The following is a 13,632-nucleotide window of genomic DNA, read 5'->3' as shown; positions in this document are numbered from 1 at the left end:
CGCACCAGCTCTAGGAAGAGCGGTACGGGATGCACATCACATTGAGGTTATCCACTCATTATGAGTGTAGACTATGCGTTCGTCTTTGCCTTCAGTGCAACCTTCAGGAGCAAATCTGCGCTGGTCACAGATACACCAGAAAGCTGAACATCTTCAACCGAAGCAGCCGCCTTCTTGGAGTTGATGATTACCATGGGGGTCGCCAGCGGGTAGCCAGCAGCCTTAATGGCGGGGATGTCGAACTCGGCGATCACGTCGCCGCGCTTGACGGTGTCACCCTTAGCACCCTTGGACTCGAAGTGCTTGCCGTCGAGCTCAACGGTGTCCATGCCGATGTGCATCAGCAGATCCAGGCCATCTTCGGTGCGCAGACCGTATGCGTGGCCGGTGGGGAATGCAACGGTAATCTTACCGTCAGCCGGTGCGTAGAGCTTACCTTCGGTGGGCTCCACGGCGGTGCCTGCACTCAGCGCGCCGGAGGAGAAGGTGGGGTCCTTGAGATCAGCCAGCAGAACCGCGAAACCGACCATATGGGAGCCAATTTCTACGCTATCGCCAGCCTCGGAAGCTACAGCAGCAGTAGCCGCGGGAGCCGACCAGCAGGAAGGTCAGAAGGCCGGTGATGAGGATGGTCAGGGTCGGGGTGAAGATAAAGTCAATGGTGCCCTTGAGGACCTTGTGGAAGAACTTCTCAATGTTCGCCAGGATAAAGGCAACCAGCATGATGGGCAGCACTGTACCCTGGTAGCCCGCCTGCTGAACCTGCAGACCGAAGAGGTTCCAGTACTTCATCGGGTCGGAGCCTTCAGCACCCGCCAGGGATGCTGCGACGTTGTAGCCGTTCATCAGGGCCGGGGAAACCATTGCGGCCCCCATAGTCAGACCCAGGTAGGGGTTACCGCCGAAGACCTTGGTGGCGGAGAAGCCGACCAGCACGGGCAGGAAGGCGAAGGGAGCGGCGGAGAGCATGTTAATAATGTCCGCAGAGTCAGCCCATTCGGGGTGCATTGCGATGAAGCTCTAGGGACCGAAGATGTCCTTGGAGGTCAGCACGCTATTGAGCGCCATCAGCATACCGCCACCGACCAGCACCGGGATGAGCGGTACGAAGATGTCAGCGATGGTCTTGATGAAGCGGGAGACAATGTTGCCGTACTTGGAGGCAATTTCCTTGAGTTCGTCCTTGGACGCCTCGGGTGCGCCAGCAGCGATGAGGTGCTTGTGCACCTCGTTGACGTCGCCGGGACCGACGATGATCTGGAACTGGCCAGCATTGAGGAAGCTGCCCTTGAGGTCTTAGTCGTTGTCGATTGCTGCCTGGTCGACCTTGTCCTGGTTCTTCAGGACGAGGCGAAGGCGGGTTGCGCAGTGTGCGGCTGCAACGATGTTGCCGGCGCCACCGACGCCCTTCAGCACGCGCTGTGCCACTGACTTGTGGTACACGCTCGCTCTCCTTTGTTTGGAGCACCACCGTATGATGCTTTGTGAATGGGGTGGGGCATATATCTGTGGGCGTATGTCATGCATATGTCATACGTTTGACATATTGGATGTAAAACATCCTATCGCGGGAAAGTTCTTAAAAGCGAGGGCTCACCCTCAACTTAGAAGAGTGAGCCCTCAGACATATTCAGAAATTACCGAAAACCACCCGTACGGGGCAGCTCCCAACGCCTAGAAAATGGCTTAGAGGCGGCCATACTCCAGGGACAGCACCTCGCCACCGGTCAGGCGGACGCGACGCTTATCGCCCTTGAAGAAGGTGCGAGCAGTCATAACCTCAGCACCCATGGAGGCAACCAGCTTACCGCCCACGTACAGTTCGGTAGCCGAGCCATCCACCAGCAGATCAAACTCGCGAATCTTCGAACGCTTCAGGGTGCGGCGGCGCAGGCTACCACCCTCGGTGTAGCGGGTACCGCCACGGTCCATCTGCACAAAGTCCTTATCCAGCACAATGCTCAGAGCCACGCCGTGAGTGTCCTTAATCTTCAACTTCACGCGCTCATCAGAAACGTTCACGCGGCCACGCAGGCGGAAGGTCCGGGCGTTCTTCAGCTCCATAAGCTTGCCCTTCTCCTCCTCGCGGTACAGCGAGGTCATCGCCATCGCGTCATTCAGCTGCGGAACCGGACGCTGGAAAATCTTGCCGTTACGCAGGTGTAGCTCACGCGGGTAGGTGAACATGTGCACCCAGCGGTGACTCCACGAGGGCAGGTCGTCCTGGTCTGCGTTGCCCAACCAGGCAATCATGACCGGGGCATCACCGCAGACGCTGTGTGGTGCCTTCGAGTCAGCGGTCAGACCGGTACCAGAGATAGTCTGCGGTGCGTAGAACTCGAAACCTGCATCCAGCTCGGTGAAAGGGGTCTCCACGGTGAACTTGAGGGTCTCGTTATCCAGCGAACCGACAATGTAGCCGCTCTGGAAAATGTTGTTGTACTTCTCTCCGAGGGGCTGCATGCCCTGCGGGCTGAAAATCAGCACGTCACGGATCTCGCCGGTCAGCTCATCGCGCATGCTCAGCAGTGAAGGACACTCGTACATGTAGGTGCCTTTGAGGGTCTTATCCTTGATGTCCAGCTCACCGCGGAAGGTCCATTCGCGGCGGTCAGCTGAGGTGTACACGACCACGGCACCGGTCAGATCCTCACGCTGAGCACCAATGACTATCCACCATTCGCCGTTACGTTCAAAGACGTGCGGGTCGCGGTAGTGCGCGGTGTAGCCCTTCTCGGGACCAGAAATCAGCGGAGGCAGCTGACGGGTCGGCTTCGCGTCCTCCCCCGCAGTTGCGAGAATCTGGTAGGTTTCGCGGTTGTCCTTCTCGTTCTTCACGTTACCGGTGTAGAAGAACTCAAAACCGCCAGGCACCTTAACGCCGGAGCCAGAGTAGCAGCCGTGCGAATCGTAGCGGCTATCGGGCACCAGGGCTGTCCCCTCATCGTTCCAGTGGGTCAGGTCCTCGCTCACAGCGTGACGCCAGTAGACCATACGCTCCGGATGCAGTGGCGAGTACTGGTAGAAGGCGTGGTAGCGATTACCGTCAAAGACCAGACCGTTCGGGTCGTTCAGACGACCTACCGGAGGCGCCAGGTGCAGTGCCGGGTAGTCACGGTCTTCACGAACGCCGGCGCCGAAAGCATCCAGAACCTGCTGTGCTTCAGCCACCAAATCGCGGTCGGGTCGCTGAGTTACGCTCTTCTTCTTTTTCTTCTGCTCGCTCATGTCTATCCGTTTTCGTGCAAGGGGAATGTCTGGGTTATCTCATCCCATCATACGGTACCGCTCCCCCGTTACCGGGCTCTAGGAGAGAGGCACCACAGTGCTCTCAGCCTCTCTCATCCAAGGTACAGGGCGGTCACAGCCGCTTCTGCAGGTGAGCCCGGTCAGATTGGACAGCGCCGCCATTTGCTACAGGAGAAAAGAGCGGACACAGCAAAAGCCCCGAACCTCCCCAGTCTGTATACCGGGCGGGTCGGGGCCGTTAAATGCCGCGAGGCGGCGCATCCAATGGATGCACCGCCCGCGTAAGAATCGAGAAGAAGTCGATTACTTGAGGGTGATGGTTGCGCCAGCAGCCTCGAGCTGCTCCTTAGCCTTCTCAGCGTCTTCCTTGGAAACGCCTTCGAGCAGGGCCTTGGGAGCGCTGTCAACCAGGTCCTTTGCTTCCTTCAGGCCGAGGGAGGTCAGGGCACGAACTTCCTTGATCACTGCGATCTTCTTGTCGCCAGCGGACTCCAGGACAACGTCGAACTCGGACTTCTCTTCAGCAGCGTCGCCGCCTGCTGCGCCGCCTGCTACAACAGCAACGGGAGCTGCTGCGGTAACGTCGAACTCTTCCTCGAATGCCTTAACGAACTCGGAAACCTCAACCAGGGACAGTTCCTTGAATGCTGCAATGAGTTCTTCGATGGACAGCTTAGCCATTGTTTGGCTCCTTCACTATCTGGTGCGGACTGACGCCCGCGGTGTAAATCTTCAGTACCTACCCGAGAGGGTTGGTCAAATTTAGGTGCGTTATACGCTGTTCGCGTTCACGCTGCTGAGTATCTCAGCGCTGGTGCAGTAGCACGAAAGGGGCTTATGCCTCTTCCGAAGCTTCCTCGGCTGCAACGGGAGCTGCGCCTTCCTGCTCCTCCAGCTTGACGCGCAGTGCGTCCACAACCTGTGCGATGCGTGCGATGGTAGCCTTTGCGCCACCTGCAACCTTGGACAGCAGAACCTCGCGGGATTCCAGGTCAGCGTAGCGCTTGACGTCGTCCTCGGAAAGAGCGGCACCTTCGTAGTAACCGTTCTTCACAATCAGCTGGGGGTTAGCCTTGGCAAAGTCACGCAGGCCCTTAGCAGCATCAATCAGGTCACCCTTGATGAATGCCAGTGCGGAGGGACCCTGGAGGTGGCCTTCGAATGCGTCGATGCCAGCTTCCTTAGCTGCAATAGCAGCCAGCGTGTTCTTCACCACGGCGTATTCGGTCTCTGCACCGAGTGCGCGACGCAGCTCCTTGAGCTGCGCAACAGAGAGACCGCGGTATTCGGTCAGGATGACTGCGTTCGAAGCTTCGAAGAGTTCCTTCAGCTCGGATACTGCAGCGATCTTTTCCTGAGTCGCCATGGTAGTTCCTTCTTCCGATTCTTGTAAGGTCGCCGGTAGAGCCTCGAAGCATTTATTGCAAGCAATAAAAAATGCCCCGACGCGTAGGCGTACGAGGCACAGTAGACGAAACCCTGAATCAGGGCAACGGCTATTCACTTCGAGTTACCTACGCGGGCGGCGATTTCTAGTGAAATCTGCTCTTATCAGAACTCTGTTCTTCGTCTCCACTGAGGTGGCGATAGAAGACATAGTTCTAGACCGGCGGTCTTTGGTTCATTCATCATCTCAGGTTCAAGCCCTAGCCGCAAGTTAAAACAAGAAATTCATGAGATTAAGCGGGGTTAATCACTTAAAGCCCCTCCTTAAGCCGATTAACCCGCACTTTCTCCCTCGCTAAAATCCAGCAAAGACGCGTTTTAGAGGTAAAAACGCTTTCCATCCGAGAACAAGAAGCAACGCTTCGCCGCCACACCCAGGTGTACCCGCTCCCCCACATCCAGGAAGGTACTGTTCGGGGAGGTTCCACTCAAGATGGCACCCTGCGCATCCGGGATAAAGAACTCAAGCTCCTGACCGGCACGCATTCGTGCATACATTCGGGCACTCAGCTCAGATTCCGCCGAAGCCCGCCGAGATTCCAGAGGTAGGGAAACCACCTCCAGCAGACGCGCACGGTACAGCATTCCACCCACCAGATGACGGCTGCCAAGCACCTGCACCGGCAGGGCATGAGCAGTATCTGCCGTCACAGGGCACAAAGCGGTCGCACGAATCGCCAGCTCACACCCGACAGGAAGAGACTCCGAACCCTCAAGAGCCAAAAGGTTCAGGGCCGGCGCCGCCATAAGCTTCGCCACCTGCAGAGTATGCGGATGCGCCAGCAGCCGCTCCGGAGTATCCACCTGCACCAGGTAGCCGGCGTCCATAACCGCCACCCGCTGACCCAGCATCAGCGCCTCATTCTGATCATGGGTCACGTACAGGCCCGTAAAACCGTAACGCTCATGCAGTCGCACAATATCGGCGCGGATACTCGCGCTCATCTGCTCATCCACACTCGCTAGCGGCTCATCAAAAAGAACCACCGGGGCACGACGAATCAAAGCACGCGCAATACCCACACGTTGCACCTGACCACCCGACAGTTGCGAAGGCTTACGGGACTCAAGCCCCTCAAGCTTCAAAGCCTCCAGCAGCTCGCGGTAGTAGTCCATATCAACCCGACCGGCGAACGCACCCAGCCGGGTCGGGAACAGAATATTGTCCTTCACACTCAGGTGCGGGTACAGAATAGGACGCTGAAAAACCACACCCACCGAGCCGCGCTCCAGAGGCTGACCGGCATAGGTCACCCGACCCGCGCTCGGCTCCTCCAAACCGGCAATAATGCGCAGCAGAGTGGACTTACCTGTACCCGAAGAACCAACCAGAGAAATCAGCTCACCGGGGTGCACATCCAGGTCAATCTCGTTCAGAACCGTCGTATCGGTGCCAAAGGTCTTAGCGACACCTCGAATACGCAAGCCTTCAAAAGGCTCCGCCGCAGCAGAAGAATAGGATGCAGAAGTCATTCCCCCATTATCGCTGAAACTCGCTCCCGGCACGGGCACAGAAGATAAGCGCCGTCATAAACAACCGCCTCAGCCTCCACGCCGGCTGCCTGAAGAAAAACCAAACAAAAAAGCCCACACAAGAAAGTCTAGGCACGGCAAAGCCCCGGATCACATCCGGGGCTCACACCATATGCCTAAAGCAGCGAAAGGCCTCTAGCGCCGCCCCACCAACAAACGACCCTGCGACGCCACATACGCCACACCGCCCCACAGGAAGACCAAGAAACCAGTACCAATCGCCATCAGCACAATACCCAGCGGGTTCAGCACGCCCGCGGCGCTCAAATGCACGCCGGTAGAAACCATTGCACCCATACCGAAGGAGAAACCCCACAGGCTCATGGAGAAGCCGCCCTCCATAATCCAGGGCAGCAGACGCATCAAAAAGAGCAGCTGCAAAATACCGTAACCGGTCATGATAAGGAAGAACCAGTCCACCGTGCCGCCATTAGCTGCCAGATACGCGTTACCTCCCACAAACGGCGGAGCCAACTGCACACCCATCAGACCGCGCTCACCAACGTTCATCGGAGCCAGGTTACGCAGACGGTTCAAGATCGCAGACTCCATGCTGAACCACGAAATCAGGCCCGCGCCGAAGAAAAGCATCGCCGCGTCCTTCCATCCCATCATGCCCATCGCGGTTGCCGTCGCAAAGTTCGTCGCAACCGTCGGCAGGTATAGTACCGGGGTGGTCGCCTCCGCCACGTGGGTACCGCGCCACATACCCGCAATGCGGTGGGAGGCAAAGTACAGCTGCCCCAGACCACCAAGAATCGCCAAAGCGTAACCCAGGTAGGACAGGTACGGGAAGACCGTCGCACCCATCTGCGCGGTCGTCGCCGGGATTAGCGAAAAGAAGCAGCACCGCACCGGATGCGCCCACTGCTCCCGCAGCCACGGACGGAAATTCAACACCGCAACAACCATGGCGGCAATCAGAATCAGCCACACCACAGCGGCGAAAGCAAGAATCGCCTCACCCAGCCAAGCGGGAACCATATCCGCAGAGGCGGCGGCACGCCATGCCGCGCCCAGGGCACCGGTACCCAGTGCCATCGCAAAGTAGCTGACGGGAATCGGGAAGGGACGAGTGGCAGCCTGCGCTGAGGGAGTAGAAGAAGCCGGTAAAGGCTGAGTCATGAATAGATCCTTAAGGTCTGCTTGAGCCCGCACATCAGGCAGGCGGAACTAGGATGATAAGAACGAAGTGTGTGCTGTTTATTCTAACGAGCTCGCCGCAGATATATTCCAGAACATACAGGTAGAGCGGCAGGAGAGCAGGCATAAAAATCGCCCCCGACGCCTAAACGTCGGGGGCGACTACTAGCTAAATGCTAGAAGCTACAGGTGCATACCTTAGGCAGCAACGGCAGCCGGATCAACGGGGATGCCGGGGCCGAAGGTGGTAGCAACGGTTGCCTTGGAGATGTAACGACCCTTAGCCGAAGAGGGCTTCAGGCGGTTAACCTCTTCCAGAGCTGCCTGGAAGTTCTCCTCCAGCTGCTCAGCGGTGAAGGAAGCCTTACCGATGATGAAGTGCAGGTTGGAGTTACGGTCAACACGGAAGTCGATCTTACCGCCCTTGATGTCTGCAACAGCCTTTGCGACATCCATGGTCACGGTACCAGTCTTGGGGTTCGGCATCAGGTTACGGGGACCCAGGATCTTACCCAGGCGGCCGACCTTGCCCATCATGTCGGGGGTTGCAACCGCTGCGTCGAAGTCGGTCCAGCCGCCAGCAATCTTTGCGATCAGCTCGTCGGAACCAACGTAGTCAGCGCCAGCTGCCTCAGCCTCAGCAGCCTTGGGGCCTGCTGCGATAACGACCACGCGAGCGGTCTTACCGGTGCCGTGGGGCAGGTTCACGGTGCCGCGAACCATCTGGTCTGCCTTACGGGGGTCAACGGACAGACGCATTGCAACCTCAACGGTTGCGTCGGTCTTGGTGGAAGAGGTTTCCTTCGCCAGGGCAACTGCCTCGGCGGGGGTGTAGAGCTTACCCTCTTCAATCTTGGCTACAGCTGCCTTGTACGCCTTGCTGCGCTTTGCCATCTGCTTTTCTCCTTATGCAGTTGTGGTCTCGTGAGCCGCGCTCGGCTCTGCCACATCCCGTCCATACGACGGGCATTTACAAGTTCTGTGTAGAAAAATCTACGGTGCCGATTACTCGGCTATTCGGCGAACCGAAATTACTCGACGGTGATACCCATGGAACGAGCGGTACCTGCGATGATCTTGGAAGCAGCATCCAGGTCGTTTGCGTTCAGGTCGGGCATCTTGGTCTCAGCAATCTCGCGCACCTGAGCCTCGGTCAGCGAACCAACCTTGGTGGTGTGAGGAACAGCGGAGCCCTTAGCAACGCCAGCAGCCTTCTTGATCAGCTGGGAAGCCGGAGGAGTCTTGGTGATGAAGGTGAAGGAGCGATCCTCGTAGACGGTAATCTCAACGGGGATGATGTTACCGCGCTGCGACTCAGTTGCAGCGTTGTATGCCTTGCAGAACTCCATGATGTTAACACCGTGCGAGCCCAGTGCGGGGCCGACGGGGGGAGCCGGGTTAGCGGCGCCTGCCTGGATCTGCAGCTTGATGAGGCCAGTGACCTTCTTCTTGGGAGCCAATGTAGGGTCCTTTTCTTAGCTGGGAACCGACGCACAGGAGCGTACGCCGGCAAGACGGTGACCGTGGCGCGGTCACCCGTGCATCCACATGAAAGCGTGACATGCGCATACACAAACCAAAATTCTAGCGTTAATCAGCGACTTAATCCAGCGCCAGCTAGCAGAAAGATTAAACCCCGCCCGCACAGCCGCCGCCGGCTATACAGCCCAATACAAAATATGAGCCCCGCACCAACAGTGCGAGGCTCATATTCACACGCTAAAAACGTTAAATCTTTTCAATCTCAGTGAAGCTCAAGGTCACCGGGGTGTCGCGACCGAAGACGGAAATCATCACGACAATCTGCTGGGATTCACCCTTGATCTCCGAAACGGTAGCGTCCATACCCCCGAAGGCACCGGACTTCACACGGACGTTTTCGCCCACAGTGTAGTCGGACTCGATAACGGGCTTGGAAACAGGCAGGCCCTGGCTCTGCTGCTGCTCCTCGAAGACCGGCAGGAGCATGTCGAAAACCTCGTCCATGCGCAGCGGGACCGGGTTGTACGCATCCTGACCCACGAAGCCAGTCACACCGGGAGTGTGGCGGACAACGCCCCACGAGTGGTCGGTCAGTTCCATACGCACCAGAACGTAACCGGGAACTCGCACACGGCGGATGGTCTTCTTCACGGTGTTCTTGAACTCAACCACGGTCTCCATGGGAACCTGAACCTCGAAGATCTCATCTTCAGCTTCCAGGTTCTGGATGCGGGTCTCAATACCGGTCTTCACCTTGTTCTCGTAACCGGAGTAGGTGTGAACCACGTACCAGTCGCCCATCTGACGGCGCAGCTTGGACTTGAACTCTTCCAGAGCGTCGACTTCCTCAGCAGCCTCAGCAGCTGCTTCAGCCACCTCGACAGCCTCGGTAGCTTCCTCAGTCTGCCGCTCAATAGCCTCAGACTCCTCAGTAGCCTCAGCAGCGGCTACCTCGACCTCTTCAATCTCGGATACCAGTTCCTGCTCGGACACGTCGCTCCTACTTTCTATCGTTAATCATCTAGAGGGGACTCCCCCTCGCCAATGCGCTGAGGGAAATCACTGATGGGGCACCCCAGATAAGGATGCAGCCAGTACTAGTTACGCTGAATCGTTCCGTTACCGAAAATCCAGAATGCTCCCTGGCCGAAAAGATAATCCAGACCAGAAATGAGCAAGAGCATCACCACGACGAAGAACAGGACAGCAAAGAAGTAACCAACCAGTTCACGTCCGGTCGGAGTAGTAACCTTCTTCAACTCCGCAATAACTTCACGGAGGAATGCAAAAATACGGCCGAAGAAACCGAGCTTCTTATCGCTCTTCGACGATGCGCCGGGCTTAACAACCTTCTCGGCGGTAGCAGACGATGCCATTTCTTCTGCCCCTTTCTGAGTCTAAAAAAGTACGCCCGGGGAACGGGCGTACAAAGATGTTATTGAGGCAATAAAAGCAGGGCGGACAGGACTCGAACCTGCAACCTGCGGTTTTGGAGACCGCTGCTCTACCAATTGAGCCACCACCCTTTGAAGCGTTAACTTCAGGTGTGAGAGTTACTTCTCACTGTCTACTCCTCCATTGCCTCCTAAGCCGTGGCTTTAGAGGGGCAAACAATTACACCCTTGCGGGTGCAGAACTAACTGTAAACCATCTTTCGGGGCCGATGCAACTTCAGAATGTAATATTTTTCGAAAAACCTCTTGAGATACCTTGACGAGGGGTTCCGCATCACCGCTAGTGACCCGTATCCTATTACAAGGAACGCCGCTCACACCCGCGCCCATCAGGCGCGAAATTGGTCCCGCACGCGCATTCCCATCACCTATTTCCTTTTCCCATCACCTATTTCCTTGTCGACTTCACGCCGGCAGCGCACAAGAAGAAAGAGAAGAGAGCCCCATGGCGCGTATTTCAAGCCGCATCGGTGCCATCGCACCCTCCGCAACCCTTGCCGTCGACGCAAAGGCAAAAGCACTCAAGGCTCAGGGACGCCCCGTCATCGGTTTCGGTGCAGGCGAACCGGACTTCCCCACCCCCGCGCACATTGTGGACGCCGCACGCGAAGCGCTCAACGACCCCAAGAACTTCCGCTACTCCCCCGCGTCCGGTCTTCCCGAACTGAAGAAGGCAATTGCTGAAAAGACCCTGCGCGACTCCGGTGTAGAAATTGACCCCGCTCAGGTCGTCATCACCAACGGCGGCAAGCAGGCCGTCTACCAGGCATTCGCAACCGTCATCGACGAAGGCGACGACGTACTGCTGCCCGCACCCTACTGGACCACCTACCCCGAATGCATCCGCCTGGCAGGCGGCAACCCCATCGAGGTATTCGCCGGTAGCGACCAGCACTACAAGGTCACCGTCGAGCAGCTCGAAGCCGCCTACACCCCGGCAACCAAGGCGCTCATCTTTGTCTCCCCCTCCAACCCGACCGGTGCCGTCTACACCGAAGAGGAAACCCGCGCCATCGGCGAATGGGCGCTCTCCAAGGGTATTTTCGTGCTGACCGACGAGATCTACGAGCACCTCACCTATGATGGTGTTCAGGCAGTCTCCATCCTGAAGGCAGTACCCGAGCTTGCTGACCTGTGCGTCATCCTCAACGGCGTGGCAAAGACCTATGCCATGACCGGTTGGCGTGTGGGCTGGATGATTGGCCCGCGCGACGTGATCGCCGCAGCCTCCAACCTGCAGTCCCACATGACCTCCAACGTCAACAACATCGCCCAGCGCGCAGCCCTTGCCGCCCTGACCGGTCCGCAGGACGACGTGGAAATCATGCACGCAGCCTTCGACCGCCGCCGCCGCGCCATCGTAGATGGTCTGAACGCTATTGAAGGCGTACACTGCCCCGTACCCACCGGCGCGTTCTACGCCTACCCGGACGTACGCGAACTGCTCGGCAAGGAAATTGAAGGCGTACGCCCACAGACCACCGCAGAGCTGGCTGAGCTCATCCTTGAAAAGGCTGAGGTCGCCGTAGTTCCCGGCGAGGCATTCGGCCCCAGTGGCTACCTGCGCCTCTCCTACGCGCTGAGCGACGAGGACCTGGCGGAGGGCCTGGACCGCCTGCAGAAGTTCCTCGGTCAGGCACGCGACTAGTTCCGCCCCCCTCTGAACGCGCCCGCTGAACCATGCAATTCACCTCGGTGGGAACCGCACTTCAGACGTGGGACGAACCGGTACAAAACGATCAATCACAGGGCTATTGACCGTTTCTTGTCCTAAAAACCGAGAATCCCACAAATATTTAAAAATATTTTTAAAACGCATGAGGCTTCCCGCATCTGTACAGATATGAGGAAGCCTCATTCGCCTCTTCGGTGCCATAGGTGGGAAAGGGCGACTATTTGTGTTTCAAACCCAAACATACAGGTACTAAAAACCTGAACTTTTCAGCACCAAAACGGGCGTTCCCACGACTTTCCACCACTACCCACACAACCCAAACATCGCTAAAATAGAGACCAAGAGAACGACCTCCCGACCGGCCAACATTCGCGTGCCGAATTCGTGGAGGTCATAGTTATATACACGCGCGCACAACACCTAAAACGCGCAGACACTAGGAGCCAACCATGAAGATCGGTCTGCTTACTTCCGGCGGCGACTGCCCCGGCCTGAACGCTGTTATCCGCGGCGCTGTCCTCAACGGCGTCAAGAAGTATGGCTACGAGTTTGTCGGCTTCCGTGATGGCTGGCGCGGCGTCGTTGAAGGCGACTACATGGATCTGCCACGTCAGAAGGTCCGGGGCCTCGCAGCCCAGGGCGGCACCATCATCGGTACCTCCCGCACCAACCCCTTCGACGGCCCCAACGGTGGCCCCGAAAACATCGAAATCATGATGGAACGCCACGGCATCGACGCAATCGTTGCTATCGGCGGTGAAGGCACCCTCGCAGGCGCAAAGCGCCTGGCAGACGCAGGCCTGCCCGTTATCGGTGTCCCCAAGACCATTGACAACGACCTGCGCGCAACCGACTACACCTTCGGCTTCGACACCGCAGTGTCCATCGCAACCGAGGCAATGGACCGCATCCGTACCACCGGCGAATCGCACCACCGCTGTATGGTCGCCGAGGTCATGGGCCGCCACGTCGGTTGGATCGCACTGCACTCCGGCATGGCTGCAGGCGCACACGCAATCCTGATCCCCGAGGTCAAGGTCTCCATGGAGCAGGTTGCAGGCTGGGTCAAGGAAGTACACGACCGCGGCCGCTCTCCCCTGGTTGTTGTCGCTGAAGGCTTCATCCCCGAAGGGTTCGACGACGTCATGGCAAACAAGGGCACCGAAAAGGACGGTCGTCCCCGCCTCGGTGGTATCGGTGAGTACATCACCCACGAAATCGAGAAGATGACCGGCATCGAAACCCGCAACACCATCCTGGGCCACATCCAGCGCGGTGGCGCCCCCACCGGCTACGACCGTGTGTTGGCAACCCGCCTGGGCATGGGCGCAGTAGACATGGTCGCTCAGAAGCTGTGGGGCAAGATGGTCTCCGTTCAGGGCACCGAGGTCAAGTACGTACCCCTCGAAGATGCGCTGGACGGCCTGAAGTCTGTGCCTCAGGAACGCTGGGACGAAGCAGCCGTACTCTTCGGCCGCTAAACCCCGCAGCCTGAGCAAGCTCGCTGAGCACTCATACTAAAACCGCGGAGGCGGGCACTCGCAACGAGTGTCCGCCACCGCCGGTTTTTATTGGGCGTCAGATGCGATTTCGGAGCCAGATGCGCTAGCGCGTCAACAAAACCTGACCCCCCAAAGGACGACGCGCCCC

Annotated in this window: 15 protein-coding genes and 1 tRNA gene; 2 read left to right on the top strand and 14 right to left on the bottom strand. The window is 58.0% G+C overall.

Annotation, left to right across the window (positions count from 1 at the left end; all coding sequences use genetic code 11):
• Window positions 1-71 precede the first annotated feature (71 nt).
• The 14 genes from NML54_RS00080 to NML54_RS00015 form a co-directional block, all read right to left on the bottom strand.
• Window positions 72-530 carry a PTS sugar transporter subunit IIA gene (locus NML54_RS00080; RefSeq protein ID WP_254755278.1) on the bottom strand — a complete coding sequence of 153 codons (459 nt, stop codon included), beginning with the start codon at window positions 528-530 and terminating at the stop codon, window positions 72-74.
• Between the two features lie 19 nt (window positions 531-549).
• Window positions 550-1,008, bottom strand: coding sequence for a PTS transporter subunit EIIC (locus NML54_RS00075; RefSeq protein ID WP_254755277.1), 459 nt, complete (start codon window positions 1,006-1,008; stop codon window positions 550-552).
• Window positions 1,009-1,020: 12 nt separating this feature from the next.
• On the bottom strand, window positions 1,021-1,227 hold the full coding sequence (locus NML54_RS00070; RefSeq protein ID WP_254755276.1) for a hypothetical protein: 207 nt from the start codon (window positions 1,225-1,227) through the stop codon (window positions 1,021-1,023).
• Between the two features lie 69 nt (window positions 1,228-1,296).
• Window positions 1,297-1,443 (bottom strand): PTS transporter subunit EIIB, encoded by a 147-nt coding sequence (locus tag NML54_RS08910; protein WP_254755275.1) that lies wholly within the window; start codon window positions 1,441-1,443, stop codon window positions 1,297-1,299.
• 243 nt (window positions 1,444-1,686) lie between these two features.
• On the bottom strand, window positions 1,687-3,228 hold the full coding sequence (locus NML54_RS00060; protein ID WP_254755274.1) for a glycoside hydrolase family 32 protein: 1,542 nt from the start codon (window positions 3,226-3,228) through the stop codon (window positions 1,687-1,689).
• A gap of 324 nt (window positions 3,229-3,552) precedes the next feature.
• Window positions 3,553-3,930 (bottom strand): 50S ribosomal protein L7/L12, encoded by a 378-nt coding sequence (gene rplL / locus NML54_RS00055; protein ID WP_060824400.1) that lies wholly within the window; start codon window positions 3,928-3,930, stop codon window positions 3,553-3,555.
• A 154-nt stretch (window positions 3,931-4,084) separates the two neighbouring features.
• Window positions 4,085-4,615, bottom strand: a complete 531-nt coding sequence (gene rplJ / locus NML54_RS00050; protein WP_254755273.1) for a 50S ribosomal protein L10 — start codon at window positions 4,613-4,615, stop codon at window positions 4,085-4,087.
• 398 nt (window positions 4,616-5,013) lie between these two features.
• Window positions 5,014-6,168, bottom strand: coding sequence for an ABC transporter ATP-binding protein (locus tag NML54_RS00045; RefSeq protein WP_254755272.1), 1,155 nt, complete (start codon window positions 6,166-6,168; stop codon window positions 5,014-5,016).
• Between the two features lie 195 nt (window positions 6,169-6,363).
• The gene (locus tag NML54_RS00040; protein WP_254755271.1) at window positions 6,364-7,353 is read right to left on the bottom strand and encodes an SLAC1 family transporter; all 990 of its coding nucleotides are present in this window, start codon (window positions 7,351-7,353) and stop codon (window positions 6,364-6,366) included.
• Window positions 7,354-7,569: 216 nt separating this feature from the next.
• Complete coding sequence (gene rplA / locus NML54_RS00035; protein WP_005504876.1) at window positions 7,570-8,265, bottom strand: 50S ribosomal protein L1; 696 nt, start codon at window positions 8,263-8,265, stop codon at window positions 7,570-7,572.
• 137 nt (window positions 8,266-8,402) lie between these two features.
• The gene (gene rplK / locus NML54_RS00030; protein ID WP_005504870.1) at window positions 8,403-8,831 is read right to left on the bottom strand and encodes a 50S ribosomal protein L11; all 429 of its coding nucleotides are present in this window, start codon (window positions 8,829-8,831) and stop codon (window positions 8,403-8,405) included.
• Between the two features lie 268 nt (window positions 8,832-9,099).
• A complete protein-coding gene (gene nusG, locus NML54_RS00025) occupies window positions 9,100-9,846 on the bottom strand; it encodes a transcription termination/antitermination protein NusG (protein ID WP_254755270.1) in 747 nt (248 codons plus the stop codon).
• A gap of 104 nt (window positions 9,847-9,950) precedes the next feature.
• Complete coding sequence (gene secE, locus NML54_RS00020) at window positions 9,951-10,229, bottom strand: preprotein translocase subunit SecE (RefSeq protein WP_070685715.1); 279 nt, start codon at window positions 10,227-10,229, stop codon at window positions 9,951-9,953.
• Window positions 10,230-10,306: 77 nt separating this feature from the next.
• Window positions 10,307-10,379 (bottom strand) — tRNA-Trp (locus tag NML54_RS00015).
• Between the two features lie 373 nt (window positions 10,380-10,752).
• On the opposite strand from NML54_RS00015, the gene NML54_RS00010 reads away from it, so the two are divergent.
• Together NML54_RS00010 and NML54_RS00005 are read left to right on the top strand one after the other, a co-directional pair.
• Window positions 10,753-11,955: a pyridoxal phosphate-dependent aminotransferase gene (locus NML54_RS00010; RefSeq protein WP_254755269.1), complete on the top strand. Its 1,203-nt coding sequence runs from the start codon at window positions 10,753-10,755 to the stop codon at window positions 11,953-11,955.
• A 476-nt stretch (window positions 11,956-12,431) separates the two neighbouring features.
• Entirely contained in the window at window positions 12,432-13,463 is a 1,032-nt protein-coding gene (locus NML54_RS00005; RefSeq protein ID WP_254755268.1) for a 6-phosphofructokinase, read from the top strand.
• Window positions 13,464-13,632: the final 169 nt, after the last annotated feature.

Source organism: Rothia gullae, from assembly GCF_024294905.1.
Lineage (GTDB): Bacteria > Actinomycetota > Actinomycetes > Actinomycetales > Micrococcaceae > Rothia.
Note: the sequence above shows the minus strand (reverse complement) of the source record. Positions and strands in the feature narration are given on the sequence as shown.